The organism is Escherichia sp. WS1152 (genome assembly GCF_046487665.1).
GTDB lineage: Bacteria > Pseudomonadota > Gammaproteobacteria > Enterobacterales > Enterobacteriaceae > Escherichia > Escherichia coli.
Genome location: NZ_JBJQJA010000005.1, coordinates 117349 through 134769 on the forward strand (window position 1 = coordinate 117349; position 17421 = coordinate 134769).

Consider the following 17421-nt stretch of genomic DNA (forward strand, 5'->3'; position numbering starts at 1 on the left):
TAATTTGTAACATCAAGAGACTTTTGAATCATTACTCGTTAATATTTCTTATTAAAGAGAACATATTTTCGCAAGCAATAGTTATTACTGTTTGTTTATGGATAGAGAGTCTACTTAATGGGTACAGCAGCTATAAGTCATTTACGATATGATCTTAACAAATATGCCCTTTCTTTACGCAAAACCGCAACACTTGCTTCAACATTTTTTATTGAGTCCCCATTAGTTAGATTCGAGTATCTGCAAGAAATAGAAAATACTATTAATGATATTACTCACAGATTCAATTCTTCATATGACATCAATGAAAAAACACGACTTATCAATGAATTAAAAATGGAGTCAGAAACAGCAAGAAAAGAATATCAACTTTTCAGACAAGGAAATTATGATAAATATATCACTACTGATATTTTCGAAGAACATGGTTTGATAAAATATGTGAACTTAAGTTTCGATATTGTTGCATCTGTAGGACAGGTCGTAGGCGGGGTTGGCGCGTTGAAATTTGGTAAGGTAGTGCATTCAAACCGAATAAAAGGTATAGGCGTCACATTAGTTGCTCATGGGGCGAATAATTTTTATGAAAGCTTATCACCTTTATTTTTTAACGAGTATGATTCAGGTCTAATACGTGAACTCTACAGAGTAATAGCAAAAAAAATGGGAGGTGATATTAATTCTGCTGATTATGCATACAGCATCGTGGACTTTTCGATTACTGCATATGGTGGATATTCAGGCATGAAAATCGTACCTAAGTATAATAGATTGATTCGTCCTTCATTAGGAAATAGACCTGGTACAGGACGATTATTTCATTACACATCAGTTGATTTTAAAAATAAATTCTCATTAAAACCTACCCCTTTAAAAATCATACAAATTAGTTCTACTGTAAAAAAATTCAAGGTTACATTTTATGATGAAAAATACAAATTTGAGGATAAAACATGGCCTCAATAATCATATGCCACATCAATTATTAATGAATATATCAGGAACTACAACTGGTGCAGGAATACAATAACAGAATAACTTAATTTTAAGATAAAACATTTTGAGGCATAATTGGTAAGAGAATTTAGTATCCAGTTTTCTGTGTATGCTAAGAATAGCGAACATGGCAATACTAACGATTGAAGACAGAAAAAAACTTTTCAACATGTTATCCTGAAAAAATGAGAATACAAGCAATATCCCATTAACTATACTTACCAACCCAAACCCCAAAGAGCAATAACCCACCATTGAAATAATAGCATCAATGAAATTTTGTTCTACGAGAGAGACTTCATGCTTATTAGCAAGTTTCTTCATTTCTTTGTATCTTGATTTTAAATAGAAGAGTTCTTGTTTATTAAGTACAGAGAGAATCACGTATTTTGCTTTCATTATGCCCCCTTAAAAACACTTTACAAAATCGATCAAAGTCATGATGAATGCCATTATGCACATAAACAACACAAAGCGTGATATTTAAATCAATAAATTACACTCTAAAATGAACTATAACTACAGTTTATTTAATAGCATAGTTAATTCCTTTCCTGAATATCAGGAAGTAATTATCGCACGTCCTATTTTCACGGTAAATGAAAAACTATTCTGCATACTCTTGAAAAGAAAGCATAACCTAAGCCCCTTAAAAGCATTCAGGATAATTATGATTATATATTACGGAGCAATAGTAAAAGCAATCCAGACACTAATTTATCTTGTTCAAGAAAACAGCCCTCTTCCCACGAAGAGGGCCGCTAACCTTAGTACCCCGCCGTTAAATCATCCACCGAGCGCGGGTCGGATGCGCCGTACAACTCACCGTCCGGCCCAACCATAATGCTTTGTGTACTGCCCATCGCCTCTTTCAGCGCCACTTTCTGACCTTTTGCTTCCAGCAGCTTGAGCGTATCCGGGCTAAACCCTTTTTCGACACGCAGCTCGTCCGGCAACCACTGATGGTGGAAACGCGGCGCATTGGTCGCTTCGGCGACGTTCATGCCATAATCGATGCTATTCACCACCATTTGAAGCACTGTAGTGATGATCCGGCTCCCGCCAGGGCTACCGGTGACCAGCCAGGTTTTACCGTCTTTCACCACAATGGTTGGTGACATCGATGACAGCGGGCGTTTGTTCGGCCCGACGGCGTTGGCATCACCGCCCACCAGCCCGTAAACGTTCGGTACGCCCGGTTTGGCAGAGAAATCATCCATTTGGTTATTGAGCAAAATACCGCTCTCGCCCGCGACAATACCCGTACCGAAGGTGGTGTTCAGCGTATAGGTCACCGCCACGGCGTTACCGTCTTTATCCACCACTGAGTAATGGGTAGTTTGATTACTCTCATAAGGCGCAAGCTTGCCGGGGCGAATCTCGCTGGACGGTTTCGCTTTATTGATATCGATTTGCTCGGCAATAGATTTGGCATAGGCTTTATTGGTCAGCGCCTGCCACGGGACTTTGACAAAATCCGGGTCGCCAAGATATTCCGAGCGGTCAGCGTAGGCATATTTCTCCGCTTCTGCCATGATCTGCATCGCGTCGGCGCTGCCAAAACCGTATTTCTTCATATCGAAGTTTTCCAGAATATTGAGGATTTGTACGATATGGATCCCGCCGGAGGATGGCGGTGGCATGGAGTAAACCTGATACCCGCGATAATCGCCGCTTATCGGTGTGCGTTCGACCGCTTTATACGCCGCTAAATCTTCTTTAGTGATCAGGCCACCGTTTTTCTGCATCTCCTGGGCAATCTGTTCCGCTATCGTGCCTTTGTAGAATTCGTCCGGGCCGTTTTCGGCAATCATCTCCAGGCTCTTTGCCAGGTTCGCCTGCACCAGCTTGTCGCCCTTTTTCAGCGGCTCGCCCTCTTTCCAGAAGATAGCCTTGCTGTTTTCGTGATTCGGCAGCACTTCGCTACCGTAGGTTTTGAGATCGTCTGCCAGCGCGTCGTTAACGATAAAACCATCGCGTGCCAGTTTAAACGCTGGCTGCACCACTTTGTTCAACGGCATTGTGCCGTATTTATCCAACGCCAGCGAGAAACCAGCGACCGTACCGGGCGTGCCGGAAGCCAGATGCGAAGTGAGTGATTTTTTGCTGTCCGGGTTACCCTGATCATCAAGGAACATATCGCGGGTCGCTTTGGCGGGTGCCATTTCGCGGAAATCGATAGCGGTGGTATTGCCATTTTTCGAGCGGATCAGCATAAAACCACCACCGCCCAGATTCCCTGCCTGCGGATGCGTTACCGCCAGCGCGTAGCCCACAGCCACGGCGGCATCAACGGCATTCCCGCCCTCCTTGAGGATATCCACCCCCACCTGAGTGGCAGTAGCATCTACAGATGCCACCATCCCCTGTTTCGCGCGTACCGGATGGAAGACATCTTCCTCCACGCCGTAAGAAACAGGAGGCGCAGCGGCGGCGCTAAAACAACTTCCTGTGAACAGAGCAGCAATGGCCACCCGGCGTAAAAACGTCGGTTTTATCATCGTTATTCTCCAGAGATTAAGGGGCAACCCCAGCTAAGCCTGGTATATAACTCTGAATTAATCCTGATGATTGCAGGAAAGGAGTAAACTTAAAGAATATCTTCAGAGGAGGATACGCGATGAAACGACTTCTGATTCTTACGGCACTCCTGCCGTTTGTCGGCTTTGCACAGCCCATTAATACTCTGAACAACCCTAACCAGCCGGGGTATCAGATCCCCAGTCAGCAGCGGATGCAAACCCAGATGCAGACTCAGCAAATCCAGCAAAAAGGGATGCTGAATCAGCAACTGAAAACGCAAACTCAGTTGCAACAACAGCATTTAGAAAACCAGATAAACAATAATTCTCAGCGGGTGTTGCAGTCACAGCCGGGGGAGCGAAATCCCGCCCGGCAGCAAATGCTGCCCAACACCAATGGCGGGATGTTAAACAGCAACCGTAATCCGGATAGTTCGTTGAATCAGCAGCATATGTTGCCGGAGAGGAGAAACGGCGACATGCTGAATCAGCCCGGCACGCCGCAGCCTGATATACCGCTGAAAACTATTGGGCCGTAAAGTTCGGACCAATCACATCAATCGCATCGGTACAGATGCAATCCACGCCCCAGCGCAGCAACTCTGCCGCGCGCTGGGGTTTATTGACGGTATAAACCAGAATCCGTAATCCGGCGTCTTTCAACTGCATTACTCGCGCTTTATCAAGCAACTTATGATTGAGATGAATAGAGACGCAGCCCAGCCGCGCGGTCAGTTCTCGCCAGTCGTCGCGCCACTCATCCAGCAACAAACCGCGCGGCAGTTCTGGTACTGCCTGTTGTGCGGCTTCTAAAGCATCAATCTCAAACGATGACAGTAGCGGCGGCGTCATACCGGCCCACAGTTCGCGTGCCGCCAGCGCCACCATTTTGCCCGTTAATGGCCCGGTGCCAGTGGTGGGTTTGATTTCGATATTCGCCATCATCCCATGTTCGCGACAGCGTTCCGCCACCTGCGAAAGCAACGGCAGCGGCTCACCTTTAAACGCTTTGCCGTACCAACTGCCTGCATCCACACGTAGTAAATCCTGCCAGTTCAGTTCACCCGCGACGCCCCAGCCGTTGCTGGTACGTTCGAGATTGTCGTCATGGAGCAGGAAGATTTCGCCATCTTTCGACAACTTCGCGTCAAATTCGATCATCTTATGACCGTATTTTGCCCCGACGTCGATTGCCGCCAGGGTGTTTTCCGGGGCCAGCTTACCGCCGCCACGATGTGCGACGATGCGGGGATAAGGCCAGTTACTCATACTCGTTGTCCTGTTTCACCATCAAAAAGATGCAGCTGATTTTCCGCCAGATGCAGCCACAGCGTGCTGCCTGCCGTCGGGCGCTCCTGATGCGCCAGTCGCACCACCAGCTTCTGTTCGCCCCAGCGTCCGTGCGCCAGGTTATCTGCGCCGAGGATCTCCAGCGTGTCCATCACCAGCGGTACGCCGCCTTCTGCCTGCGAGCTTAGCGCAATATGTTCCGGGCGAATGCCGAGAGTCATTTTACGCCCGGCATACTGACGGTAGCCACCGTTTAGCGGTAGCACGATACCGCCGTCCAGTTCAAAATGCGTGCCTTCATTATTCACGCGGCCTGTCAGCAGATTCATCGCCGGACTGCCAATAAAACTCGCCACAAACAGGCTGGCGGGCTTTTCGTAGACTTCAACTGGCGTGCCAATCTGTTCGGCAACGCCGCCGTTCATCACCATTACTCGCTGGGCGAGGGTCATCGCCTCAACCTGATCGTGAGTAACGTAGAGTGATGTCGTTTTCAGGCGACGGTGCAGCTGTTGCAGTTCAAGACGCATCTGTACGCGCAGCTTGGCATCGAGGTTAGAGAGTGGCTCATCAAACAGGAACACCGCCGGATCGCGCACAATCGCGCGGCCCATCGCCACACGCTGACGCTGACCGCCGGAAAGCTCGCGCGGGCGGCGCTTAAGCAGACCGTCCAGTTCCAGAATGCGCGCCGCCTCTTTAACGCGCTCGGCAATTTGCTGCTTGCCCATGCCGCGAATTTTCAGCCCCCACGCCATGTTTTCTTCAACACTCATATGCGGATAAAGCGCGTAGTTCTGGAACACCATCGCAATCCCGCGATCTTTCGGCTCCATTTCGGTCACCCGCTGGTCGTTGATCCAGATATCGCCTTCCGTCACCCGCTCCAGCCCGGCAACCATGCGCAGCAGCGTCGATTTCCCGCAGCCTGACGGCCCGACCATCACGATAAATTCGCCATCCGCCACATCAAGAGTCAGCGGTTTAATGACCTGGGTTTTGCCATCCCAGCTTTTGGTTACTGCCTGTAATTTCAGTCCTGCCATCTTATTTCTCACTATCGACCAGGCCGCGCACGAAGGCACGCTGCATCACTAAAACAATCACCACCGGAGGGATAAGCGTTAACAACATCGCCGCCATCACTGAGTTCCATTCTGTGGTGCCTTCGCCAGTGGCGATCATCCCTTTGATCCCTGCCACGGTGGTGCCGAGATCCACGTCGGTAATAATCAACAACGGCCACAAATACTGGTTCCAGCCGTAAATAAAGGTGATCACAAACAGCGCCGCCAGATTAGTTTTGGACAACGGAAAAACGATGTCGCAAAAGAAACGCATTGGTGACGCGCCGTCGATCCGCGCGGCCTCCACCAGCTCATCCGGCAGCGTCATAAAGAACTGGCGGAACAGGAAGGTAGCGGTCGCCGAGGCCATCAGCGGCAGCGTTAAACCGGCGTAGCTGTCGAGCATTTTCAGGTTGGCGATGACTTCCACCGTCGGGAAGATACGCACTTCAACCGGCAGCATCAGGGTGATAAAAATCATCCAGAAGAAGAGGTTACGTAGCGGAAAACGAAACCAGACAATGGCAAATGCCGAGAGCATCGAGACGGTAATTTTGCCGAGCGTAATGCTGAACGCCATCACGAAGCTGTTAAGCAACATCCGCCAGAACGGCGCACTATTTGTGCCTACCCCGTTTACCCAGATGTTGTGGATGTTTTCCAGCAGATGCGTGCCGGGGATGAGCGTCATCGGCGCGGCGTAGACGGCCTGTTTATCCAGCGTCGCCGCGACAAACGCCACGTACAGCGGGAATAGGATCACCGCGATCCCGAGGATCAGTATGGTATGGCTGAATATCGTCAGCCACGGACGGTTCTCAATCATTGGTAACGCACCTTGCTTTCAACATAGCGGAACTGCACCACCGTCAGCACGATGACGAGGAACATCAACACCACCGACTGTGCGGCAGACGAAGCCAGATCCAGTCCGGTAAAGCCTTCACGGTAGATCTTATAAATCAGCGTCGTGGTGGCCTGCACCGGCCCACCGGACGTGGCGGCGTCGATCACCGGGAAGGTGTCGAAGAAGGCATACACCAGGTTCACTACCAGCAGGAAGAAACTCACCGGAGCGATAAGCGGTAGCGCAATCTTAAAGAAGCGGCGAATCGGGCCTGCGCCATCAATGGCTGCGGCTTCAATCAACGAACGGGGAATGGATTGCAGCGCGGCATAGAAGAACAGAAAGTTGTAGCTGATTTGCTTCCACACCGAGGCAAACACCACCAGAAACATCGCCTGACCGCTGTTTTGCGCGTGGTTCCAGTCGTAGCCGAACTCGGCGAGAAAATGAGTGATCAGCCCGCGACCGGGGTTAAACAAAAATATCCACAATACGGCGGCAACGGCGGGAGCCACGGCATACGGCAGCAGCATCAAGGTTTGATAGAAACGACTGCCGCGCACGATGTACTCCACCAGCGCCGCAAAGAACAGCGATACCAGCAAACCGCTGACGGTGACAAAGGTGCTGAATTTTATCGTCGTCCAGAAGGAGTCGATATAGTAGCTGTCATGAAACAGCGCGACGAAGTTATCCAGGCCGACAAACTGGCTGGAGAAACCAAACGGATCGACGCTTTGCAGCGAGTACCGCAACGCTTCGCCCGCAGGCCAGATAAAAAAGATAACGGTGATGATGAGCTGCGGCGCGACCAGCAGATAAGGCAGCCAGCGCGAGCGGAACACCGGACGGGATGATGACATTACGGTTAATTCCTGAACTGTGCCGGATGCGCTTCGCTTATCCGGCCTACACGCGATGCCAGGTCAGATAAGCGAAACGCATCCGACATTACACTGATTAAGACTTCGTAGATTTCTCAAAACGGCGCAGCAACTGATTCCCACGCTCAACGGCGGTATCCAGCGCCTGCTGTGGCGTCTTCTTGCCGGTCCACACGCTCTCGAGCTCTTCATCCACAATCACGCGGATCTGCGGCATGTTGCCCAGACGCAGCCCTTTGGTGAACGGCAACGGCGGCTTATTCAGCATCTGACGCGTCGCGGTATCCGCCCCTGGGTTTTTCTCATAAAAGCCCTGCTCACGAGTCAAGTCATACGCCGCTTTGGTGATTGGCAGATAACCAGTTTTCTGATGCCACTCGGCAGCATTTTCTGGCTTAGCGAGGAAGTCGAGGAACTTCGCCACGCCGGTATAAGTTTCTTTATCTTTGCCCTGCATCACCCACAGGCTGGCCCCGCCGATAATGGCGTTTTGCGGTGCATCTTTCGCATCGGCGTCGTAAGGCATCATGCCTACGCCATAGTTGAATTTGGCGTACTCGCGAATATTAGCGAGAGAACCGGAAGAGGCGGTGGTCATCGCGCAATCACCGTTATAGAACTTCTCGGTGGATTCATCCTTACGCCCGACGTAGCTGAAATCGCCCTTCTTGTTCATCTCTTCGAGCATGGCGATGTGTTTCACCTGCTCCGGCTTGTTGAACTCCAGCACCGCATCCGTGCCGTCAAAGCCGTTGTTTTTGCTGGCAAACGGCAGACCGTTCCAGGCGCTAAAGTTTTCCAGTTGGATCCAGCCCTGCCAGCCGCTGGCGTAGCCGCACTTCATTCCGGAGGCTTTCAGTTTTGCAGAATAGTCCGCCAGATCCTGCCAGGTTTTCGGCGGCTGTTCCGGGTCTAATCCTGCTTTCTTGAAGGCGTCTTTGTTGTAATAGAGAACGGGGGTCGAGCTGTTGAACGGCTGGGAGAGTAAGTGGCCCGTTTTGCTGTCGGAGTAGTAACCGGAAACCGTCGGCACAAACTGCGACTCATCGAATTGAATCCCCGCCTCTTTAAACACGTCATACACCGGTTTAATGGCTTTCGACGCCATCATGGTGGCGGTGCCAACTTCATAAACCTGCAAAATAGCCGGAGCGTTGCCGGTACGAAATGCGGCAATCCCCGCGCTTAAATTCTGTTCGTAGTTGCCTTTATAGGTCGGTACAATTTTGTAATCCGGGTTTTCGGCGTTAAAACGTTGGGCCAGAGAATCCACCTCTTTACCCAGTTCCCCTTCCATAGAATGCCAGAACGGAATGGTCGTCACTGCCTGTGCATTCCCCATTAACGCCAGTCCGAGCGCCAGTGCTGAAGCTGTATAATGTAACGGTTTCATCGTTTATCTCTCTTGTTGTACCGAATGCGCGAATTCACGCGTTTTATGCTCGCGGGGTAACATGACATGCTCGAATTACAGAAAAATAACTTTTTTGTTACATTTGTAAGATAGTAAGGTGTCAGAAAGATGACAAGGCGGTGACGGTACGGGTGAGGGAAAATGGGAGATGGGGCACGGATATCCCGAGAATGCACTGAAAAGAGGCGATTAACGGCCAGCTAATCGCCAGAACTCCTTACCATGAAGAGCAAAAATGGCAGCAAATTCTGCGTCCAGTTTTGCTGCCCGATGAGAGCTACATTTTTCAATTTTAACAAAAGATTGCCGCGACACTGGTCTAACGGCAAAGAAGATTTTCATTGCACCACACTCTGCTTCAGCCGCTCATTGGCGGTCTTAATCCATTCCCGGTGGTGTTTTCTATAATGAGGTCTTGAGCGTTTAGCCGTATCAACTACAGCAACATACTGCTCGTTGGCTTCACGTAACCGACTCATTTTCTCCAGCATTTCCGCATAGTAAATACGCGCCTGCGGGCCGGGGTAATAAGAAACCAACACTTCAAACTCACTTTCCGCATCAGCGTATTTTTCTTGTGCGGCTAACGTTCTGGCAAATAACAAATGCCCGTCTGCCGACTGAAAATCAGGGTTATAACGCATCACATCTTCCAGCGTCTGCTGACAGGCGGCGAACTCCTGAATAGCAAACTGTGCCTGCGCCAGGCTTAGCATCATTGCCGCTTCATGGGCGAATATCCCGCTTAACGCCTGCTGATAATGGGGAACAGCTTCGTGATAACGCCCCAGACGCGCCAGTTCATTAGCCAACGCATAATGGTTTTGATTCGTCTCGGCAATCGCCAGTTCTTCGGTTAATTTGCGCAGGTGACGTTCCGGATTGATTTTGTCCTGCAGGCGCATCAGAAAGGTACGCCCGTGACGGTCAGCGCCCGTTTCTGGCAGCATCACCATGACAAAATACGCCACGCAACCAATCACCGGAAAACAGAAGATGATAAAAAACCAATATCGCTCTTGTCCGGTACGGTAAGCGTGGATACAGCAAAGCATTTCAAGCATGGCGACAACGGCATAATGCATGGGAGGGAACCTTTCCGTGGCAAATAAGTGGTCTGGTTTTAATCCTCCCGGTCAGTTGAAACAAGTCTGTATACGGACGAAGAGCCCGACAGAACGTGGCTGCCGGGTATTCGATAATTTACCCGCCTAAATACGCACTTCTCACCGCTTCGTTCGCCAGTAGTGCATCACCAGTATCGGAGAGCACCACATGGCCGTTTTCCAGCACGTAGCCGCGATCCGCCAGCTTTAGCGCCTGGTTGGCGTTCTGCTCGACGAGGAAGATAGTCATCCCCTGCTCGCGCAGCTGCTCGATGGTGTCGAAAATTTGCTGGATGATAATCGGCGCAAGACCGAGCGATGGCTCATCAAGCAACAACAAACGCGGGTTGCTCATCAGCGCACGACCAATCGCCAGCATCTGCTGTTCACCACCGGACATCGTTCCCGCCCGCTGAACACGACGCTCATGCAGACGTGGAAATAGTTCATACACCCACTTTATGCGCTCCTGAAACTGGTCACGTTCGGCAAAGAAACCACCCATCGCCAGGTTCTCTTCTACCGTCATCCGCGAGAAGACGCGACGCCCTTCCGGGACAATCGCCACCGCTTCGCGCATGATTTTCGCCGTCTGCCAGCCGGTAATGTCTTTATCATCAAACACAATTCGCCCACTGGTGGCGCGCGGGTCGCCGCATAACGTGCCGAGCAAGGTGGTTTTCCCCGCCCCGTTCGCGCCAATAAGGGTGACAATCTCGCCCTGATTGATATGCAGGCTCACCTCATGCAGCGCCTGGATTTTGCCGTAGTGGGCGCTGACTTTGTCAAAGGACAACATGACTTTTTCCATCTTATGCCTCACCTAAATAGGCACGGATCACGTCCGGGTTATTACGGATTTGCTCCGGCGTACCGTTTGCCAGCGGCGTCCCCTGATTGACCACGTAAATTCGGTCCGAAATTCCCATCACCAGCTTCATATCGTGTTCAATCAACAAGATAGTGGTGTTGTGATGATTGCGCAGTTCGGCAATCAGCTCATCCAGCTCTTTCGTTTCTTTCGGGTTAAGACCTGCCGCAGGTTCGTCGAGCATTAAAATCTCCGGCTGCGTCACCATGCAGCGGGCGATCTCCAGACGGCGCTGGTCACCGTAGGCCAGGTTGCTCGCCTGGCGGTTGGCGTGTTCCAGCAAACCAATGCGCTCAAGCCAGGTGGCGGCGCGGTCGAGCGCTTCACTTTGGGCGCGACGGAAAGACGGCGTTTTCAACAGGCCTGAGAACAGCCCGGTTTTCAGTTGCTGATGCTGCGCCACCAGCAGGTTTTCAATTACCGTCATTTCACGGAACAGACGCACATGCTGGAAGGTACGCACCACGCCCATGCGGGCGATTTGCTGCCCCGGCAAACCCTCCAGATGCTGATCGCGCAGTAAAATAGTGCCGCCGGTGGGTTTGTAGAAACCGGTCAGGCAGTTGAAGACCGTCGTTTTTCCGGCACCGTTAGGGCCGATTAACGAGACGATCTCCTGCGGGTACAGTTCGAGATTGACGTTGTTCACCGCCAGCAGGCCGCCGAAGCGCATCATCAGGCCGTTAACAGATAATAATGGCTGACTCATGCCTGCTCTCCTTTCGCTGCGCCGTTTTTCAGCTTCAGTTGCGGGCGCGTCATGGGCAGCAAGCCCTGCGGACGCCAGATCATCATCAGCACCATCAAACCACCGAGCATTAACATGCTGTATTCGTTGAAATCACGCATCAACTCGCGCGACACCACCAGCAGAACAGCCGCCAGAATCACCGCAAATTGCGAGCCCATACCGCCGAGCACCACTATCGCCAGTACAAAGGCTGATTCGGCAAAGGTGAAGGATTCCGGGCTGACAAAGCCCTGGCGCGCAGCAAACAGCGTTCCGGCAAAACCGGCAAACGCGGCGCTGATGGTAAAGGCAGTCAGCTTGATACGACGCGGGCTTAAGCCCAGCGAACGGCAGGCGATCTCGTCTTCACGCAACGCTTCCCACGCACGCCCCAGCGGCATCCGCAGCAGGCGGTTAATGACAAACAGGCTTAACACCACCAGCAGCAACGCCACCAGGTAGAGGAAGATGACGCGATCGGAGGGATCGTATTTCAGGCCAAAGAAATTACTGAACGTGTCCCAGCCGCCTTCGCGGGCGGTACGGCTGAACTCAAGGCCGAAGAAAGTCGGTTTCGGGATCTGACTGATACCGTTCGGGCCGCCGGTAATTTCGGTGTTATTGAGCAGCAATATGCGCACAATTTCGCCGAAACCGAGGGTAACGATCGCCAGATAGTCACCGCGCAGACGCAGCACCGGAAAGCCGAGCAGGAAGCCCGCCGCCGCCGCCATTAACCCGGCAATCGGCAGACAGGTCCAGAAGCCCAAACCGTAATAGTGATTGAGCAGCGCAAAAGTGTAAGCGCCGATGGCGTAAAAGCCGCCGTACCCCAGCACCAGCAGACCAGAAAGACCAACAACCACGTTCAGCCCGAGTCCGAGGATAATGTAGATCATGGTCAGGGTGGCGATATCCACCGTCCCGCGTGAGACCATAAACGGCCACGCCACCGCAAGCACCAGCAGCGCCACGAGAAACAGCTTTTGCTTCACCGTGGAGCCATCAATGGCGGGCAGAATAAACTTCGGTCCGGAAACGCTTTTCAACCCTTTCTGGAAAGCCGGTCGCAAAAGCTGGAAGAAAAAGACCACCGCCGTGCCGATAAACACCCACTGCCAACGGATGTCTGAAGCCGTGTCGACCACCAGTTTGGTGCCATCCAGCTCCAGTTGTACGCCCATAAAGACGCCCGCCAGGACAAAAAACATCGCGGCAGAGAGCAACGCCATTGCAATATGCATCGGTTTCATACTTTCTCTACCTCCGGGCGACCCAGAATACCGGTCGGCATCACCAGCAGCACCAGAATCAGCAGGGCGAATGAGACCACATCTTTATATTCCGTACTCAGATAGGCAGAAGAGAGCGCCTCCGCAATCCCCAGAATCAGCCCGCCAATCATCGCTCCCGGAATGCTGCCAATCCCACCGAGCACCGCAGCGGTAAAGGCTTTCATCCCGGCCATAAAGCCGATATAGGGGTTAATGACGCCGTAGAACTGACCGAGCAGTACGCCCGCCACCGCTGCCATCGCCGCGCCAATCACAAAGGTCAGCGCAATCACCCGGTCAGTGTTAATGCCAAGCAGGCTCGCCATTTTCAGATCTTCCGCACAGGCACGACACGCGCGCCCCATGCGGGAATAGCGAATGAAAATCGTCAGCGCCAGCATGGCGAGGAAAGTAACAATCCAGATCACCGCCTGCATGGTAGTAATAGAGGCAGAGAAGTTTTCGCTATGGCCCACCACCCACTGACCGTTAAACAGGCTCGGCAGCGCCACGTCGCGCGAACCTTCGGTCAGGCTGACGTAGTTTTGCAGGAAGATGGACATACCGATTGCCGAGATGAGTGCAATCAGGCGCTTGGAGTTACGCACCGGGCGATAGGCCACCCGTTCGATACTCCAGCCGTAGGCGCTGGCAATGACGATTGCGCCGACGAATCCCGCCGCCACCAGCAGCCAGCCGGTATCAATGCCCATCATCATCAGCGCGGCGATGATCATAAAAGAGACGTAGCTGCCAATCATGTAAACCTCGCCGTGGGCGAAGTTGATCATGCCGATAATGCCGTAAACCATGGTGTAGCCGATGGCTATCAGCGCGTAGGTACTGCCCAGCGTGACGCCGTTAAACATCTGCTGCAAGAAATACAAAAACTGCTCAGACATAAGGTAACCTTTCTAAACCCGCCCGCATTTCACGGGCGGTGGGATGATCACTTGGCTGCCGTGGATGAACCGTCGGCGTGCCACTGGAAGACACCAAAATCAAATCCCTTAAGATCGCCTTTTTCATCCCAGTTCAGCGGCCCAATTACGGTCTTTGCACCGTTAGCTTTTAAATCTTTCACCAGCGCCAGCGGCTCATCGCTGCCGGTACGCTCAAGGGCAGTTGCCAGAGATTGCACCGCCGCGTAGGTGATCCAGACATATGGCCCGGACGGATCTTTCTTGTCTGCTTTCAGCGCATCAACGATGCCCTGGTTTGCCGGATCCTGGTCATAGCGTTTTGGCATAGTGACCAACATGCCTTCGGCAGCATCGCCAGCAATATTCGACAGCGACGCGTTACCCACGCCTTCCGGCCCCATAAACTGAGTTTTCAGGCCAACGGAACGGGCCTGGCGCAGCATCTGCCCCATTTCCGGGTAGTAACCGCCGTAGTAAACAAAGTCGATGTTTTCTTTTTTCAGGCGGGCGATCAGCGCGGAGAAATCTTTCTCGCCAGCGGTAATGCCGTCGAAGAAGACGACGTTAGCGTTAGCCGCTTTCAGCCCGTCCTGCACCGAACGCGCCAGCCCTTCGCCATACTGTTGTTTGTCGTGAATGATGGCGATGCGCTGGGGCTTCACCGTCTCAAGAATGTATTTTGCCGCCGTTGGCCCCTGGGAAGAGTCCAGCCCGGCAGTACGCATGATGTGTTGATAACCGCGTTGGGTCAGCTCCGGGTTGGTCGCCCCCGGCGAGATCATCAGAATACCTTCGTCTTCATAGATATCTGACGCAGGCTGGGTAGAAGAAGAACACAGATGACCAATAACGTATTTAATGCCGTCATTAACGATTTTGTTGGCGACCGCAACGGCTTGTTTCGGGTCGCAGGCGTCGTCATATTCCACGCCAACCAGCTTGTCGCCCTTAATTCCCCCTTTGGCATTAATGTCTTTAATCGCCTGACGCGCGCCGTTAAATTCCATATCGCCCCACTGGGCAATCGGGCCGGACATCGCGCCGACAACGGCAACTTTAATATCGTCGGCTAAAGCGGTGTGTGAAATTGCCAGTGCAATCATCCCTGCGATGATAGTTTTCGCATTCCGTTTCATAGTCAAAAATCCCCATTCGTGATGTTGTGTTGCTTTGTTTTTATGTGTTAACAAATCAGACTGTTCTTTTTTTATACTGCACTGTTTTTGCCTGTCTGATTAAGGGTTTAGCGCAGTATTTTGTGATGATAGCGATTAAAATCCCTATTTTTCAGTCGATTAAGAACAGATAATATTCTGAATTTATTGATAGATAAACAGAAAAAAGTGCCTTTGTCAGCATAAAATAACGGCACAAAGGGCGGAATAATTCACTATCATTCAGGGGATTATGCTGGACATTTTTCATTCTCTAATGTTTTAACTTTGTAATTATTGCTGTTAAAAAATTAATCACCTGCCAAAAGAAATAAAAAAGAGAAAGCCTCCGATTAAATTATTTCGCTACACTGGTTCCACTTTTGTGATTTACACGGGTTACCCATGAAGCTGACCATCATTCGATTAGAAAAATTTAGCGACCAGGACCGGATTGACCTGCAAAAGATCTGGCCGGAGTATTCCCCTTCCTCTTTACAGGTTGACGATAACCACCGCATCTACGCCGCGCGTTTTAACGAGCGCCTGCTTGCGGCCGTGCGGGTAACCTTAAGCGGCACCGAGGGGGCACTGGATTCCCTGCGCGTGCGGGAAGTCACTCGACGTCGCGGTGTGGGGCAATATCTGCTGGAAGAGGTTTTGCGTAACAATCCTGGCGTTTCATGCTGGTGGATGGCGGATGTAGGCGTGGAAGATCGCGGTGTGATGACGGCGTTTATGCAGGCACTGGGATTTACGGCACAGCAGGGCGGCTGGGAGAAGCGTTAATCGTCAAGTTTGATTTCAAAAGTGATGACCAACGAGAAATTGCCTGATGCGCTACGCTTATCAGGCCTACAATGTGTGTTGCAATTTACTGATTTCTTTGGATCTTGTAGGCCGGATAAGGCGTTTACGCCGCATCCGGCATGAAGCAACGTACTCTATATTAGCAATTTGGCGGCAACCCAAAGTTGCCGATTAACAATTACTTCGCATCGGTCGCTGTGCCGTTGGCGTGCCAGTCAAACACACCGAACTCAAAGCCTTTCAGATCACCTTTCTCATCCCACGTCAGCGGACCCATCACGGTATCAACCGAGTTCGCTTTCAGGTATTTGGCGATCTCAGCCGGATCGTCAGACTGATTCAGGCCCGCCTGCAAAGATTGTAGCGCGGCGTAGGTGGTCCAAACGAATGCGCCGCTTGGGTCCTGTTTTTTCGCTTTGATCGCATCAACAATGGGTTTGTTCGCCGGAACCTGATCGTAGTTCTTCGGCTTGGTCACCAGCAGCCCTTCCGCTGATTCGCCCGCAATGTTAGACAGCGAAACGTTAGCCACACCTTCCGGCCCCATAAACTGAGTTTTCAGCCCTGCCGCGCGTGCCTGACGCAGGATTTGCCCCATTTCCGGGTGATAACCGCCGTAGTAAACGAAGTCGATATTCTCTTTCTTCAGACGCGCTACCAGCGTTGAGAAATCTTTTTCCCCGGCGGTGATACCATCAAAGAACACCACGTTAGCATTGCCTTTCTTCAGGCCGTCCTGCACCGCTCGCGCCAGACCTTCGCCGTATTGCTGTTTGTCGTGAACGATAGCAATACGCTGCGGTTTCACTTTCGCAAGAATATATTTCGCCGCCGTCGGCCCCTGGTCGGAGTCCAGGCCGGTGGTGCGCAGGATCAGCTGATAGCCACGGGCGGTCAGCTCCGGCGCGGTTGCCGCTGGGGTGATCATTAAAATGCCTTCGTCTTCGTAGATGTCAGACGCAGGCTGCGTTGATGAAGAACAGAGGTGACCAATCACGTATTTAATGCCGTCGTTAACGACTTTGTTCGCCACCGCAACCGCCTGTTTCGGGTCACAGGCATCGTCATATTTTACGATTTGCAGTTTGTTGCCTTTAATGCCGCCTTTAGCGTTGATATCCGCAACCGCCTGCTCTGCGCCGGTAAACTCCTGGTCACCGTACTGCGCAACCGGACCGGACATTGCGCCCACGACCGCGACTTTAATATCTTCTGCCAGAGCCATATTGCTGAATGCCAGCGCGATACATCCTGCCAGTAACGCTTTACCCTTTATGTTCATCCTGAGAATCCCCATTCTTCTGGTTATTACGTGTGTTGTGATGTTGTTGTTCAGCACTTTATTTCGTTTTATGCATGACTACCCGTGCTTTAGCAGCATACTCTGCTAAAACATACCCGATTTTTATGATATTGGAATAGCTATTTTGACAGTTTATTAACAATCTGCGTGGGGATTGGCGTTTTGCCGGAGGGGAAATTGATTATTGTAGAGGCCCAAAAAACAAAAACCCCGGACTCGCATCCAGGGTT

At 51.5% G+C, this 17421-nt stretch carries 16 protein-coding genes and 1 pseudogene; 3 read left to right on the forward strand and 14 right to left on the reverse strand.

All coding sequences use genetic code 11. The features are described from left to right. Positions 1-117 precede the first annotated feature (117 nt). Positions 118-1030, forward strand: a pseudogene (locus ACJHW7_RS10110) (DUF4225 domain-containing protein). On the opposite strand, the gene ACJHW7_RS10115 reads toward ACJHW7_RS10110, so the two are convergent. Both ACJHW7_RS10115 and ggt read right to left on the reverse strand, forming a co-directional pair. Next, a complete protein-coding gene (locus ACJHW7_RS10115; RefSeq protein WP_021557280.1) occupies positions 979-1395 on the reverse strand; it encodes a hypothetical protein in 417 nt (138 codons plus the stop codon). The pseudogene ACJHW7_RS10110 and the gene ACJHW7_RS10115 overlap by 52 nt on opposite strands. 368 nt (positions 1396-1763) lie before the next feature. Then, positions 1764-3497 (reverse strand): gamma-glutamyltransferase, encoded by a 1734-nt coding sequence (ggt, locus tag ACJHW7_RS10120; protein ID WP_021557281.1) that lies wholly within the window; start codon positions 3495-3497, stop codon positions 1764-1766. A gap of 119 nt (positions 3498-3616) precedes the next feature. Between ggt and ACJHW7_RS10125 the strand changes: the two genes are divergently transcribed. Continuing rightward, complete coding sequence (locus tag ACJHW7_RS10125) at positions 3617-4057, forward strand: DUF2756 family protein (protein WP_000825994.1); 441 nt, start codon at positions 3617-3619, stop codon at positions 4055-4057. Here the strand turns inward: ACJHW7_RS10125 and ugpQ are convergent. The 11 genes from ugpQ to livK form a co-directional block, all read right to left on the reverse strand. Then, positions 4044-4787, reverse strand: a complete 744-nt coding sequence (gene ugpQ, locus ACJHW7_RS10130) for a glycerophosphodiester phosphodiesterase (protein WP_000073575.1) — start codon at positions 4785-4787, stop codon at positions 4044-4046. The two genes, ACJHW7_RS10125 and ugpQ, sit on opposite strands and share 14 nt — an antisense overlap. Then, entirely contained in the window at positions 4784-5854 is a 1071-nt protein-coding gene (ugpC, locus tag ACJHW7_RS10135; RefSeq protein WP_000907798.1) for a sn-glycerol 3-phosphate ABC transporter ATP binding protein UgpC, read from the reverse strand. Before ugpC ends, ugpQ begins: the two co-directional genes overlap by 4 nt. A 1-nt stretch (position 5855) precedes the next feature. After that, positions 5856-6701, reverse strand: a complete 846-nt coding sequence (ugpE, locus tag ACJHW7_RS10140) for a sn-glycerol-3-phosphate ABC transporter permease UgpE (protein WP_021557282.1) — start codon at positions 6699-6701, stop codon at positions 5856-5858. Next, positions 6698-7585, reverse strand: a complete 888-nt coding sequence (ugpA, locus tag ACJHW7_RS10145) for a sn-glycerol-3-phosphate ABC transporter permease UgpA (RefSeq protein WP_001626128.1) — start codon at positions 7583-7585, stop codon at positions 6698-6700. Before ugpA ends, ugpE begins: the two co-directional genes overlap by 4 nt. A 97-nt stretch (positions 7586-7682) precedes the next feature. Beyond that, positions 7683-8999 (reverse strand): sn-glycerol-3-phosphate ABC transporter substrate-binding protein UgpB, encoded by a 1317-nt coding sequence (gene ugpB, locus ACJHW7_RS10150; protein WP_000803204.1) that lies wholly within the window; start codon positions 8997-8999, stop codon positions 7683-7685. Between the two features lie 359 nt (positions 9000-9358). Further along, positions 9359-10105, reverse strand: a complete 747-nt coding sequence (locus tag ACJHW7_RS10155; protein WP_021557283.1) for a tetratricopeptide repeat protein — start codon at positions 10103-10105, stop codon at positions 9359-9361. 118 nt (positions 10106-10223) lie between these two features. Continuing rightward, on the reverse strand, positions 10224-10937 hold the full coding sequence (gene livF / locus ACJHW7_RS10160; RefSeq protein ID WP_021557284.1) for a high-affinity branched-chain amino acid ABC transporter ATP-binding protein LivF: 714 nt from the start codon (positions 10935-10937) through the stop codon (positions 10224-10226). A 1-nt stretch (position 10938) separates the two neighbouring features. Next, positions 10939-11706, reverse strand: coding sequence for a high-affinity branched-chain amino acid ABC transporter ATP-binding protein LivG (gene livG / locus ACJHW7_RS10165; RefSeq protein WP_000082101.1), 768 nt, complete (start codon positions 11704-11706; stop codon positions 10939-10941). After that, on the reverse strand, positions 11703-12980 hold the full coding sequence (gene livM / locus ACJHW7_RS10170; RefSeq protein WP_001626130.1) for a branched chain amino acid ABC transporter permease LivM: 1278 nt from the start codon (positions 12978-12980) through the stop codon (positions 11703-11705). Before livM ends, livG begins: the two co-directional genes overlap by 4 nt. Then, positions 12977-13903, reverse strand: a complete 927-nt coding sequence (livH, locus tag ACJHW7_RS10175; protein WP_001295111.1) for a high-affinity branched-chain amino acid ABC transporter permease LivH — start codon at positions 13901-13903, stop codon at positions 12977-12979. The genes livM and livH overlap by 4 nt, the downstream gene beginning before the upstream one ends. 47 nt (positions 13904-13950) lie before the next feature. Beyond that, positions 13951-15060 carry a high-affinity branched-chain amino acid ABC transporter substrate-binding protein LivK gene (gene livK, locus ACJHW7_RS10180; protein ID WP_001308107.1) on the reverse strand — a complete coding sequence of 370 codons (1110 nt, stop codon included), beginning with the start codon at positions 15058-15060 and terminating at the stop codon, positions 13951-13953. A gap of 423 nt (positions 15061-15483) precedes the next feature. Here livK and panM point away from each other — a divergent pair, with 423 nt between their 5' ends. Next, a complete protein-coding gene (gene panM, locus ACJHW7_RS10185) occupies positions 15484-15867 on the forward strand; it encodes an aspartate 1-decarboxylase autocleavage activator PanM (protein ID WP_040235041.1) in 384 nt (127 codons plus the stop codon). A 199-nt stretch (positions 15868-16066) separates the two neighbouring features. Here panM and livJ read toward each other — a convergent pair whose 3' ends face one another. After that, positions 16067-17170: a branched chain amino acid ABC transporter substrate-binding protein LivJ gene (gene livJ / locus ACJHW7_RS10190; RefSeq protein ID WP_001626133.1), complete on the reverse strand. Its 1104-nt coding sequence runs from the start codon at positions 17168-17170 to the stop codon at positions 16067-16069. Between the last annotated feature and the right edge of the window lie 251 nt (positions 17171-17421).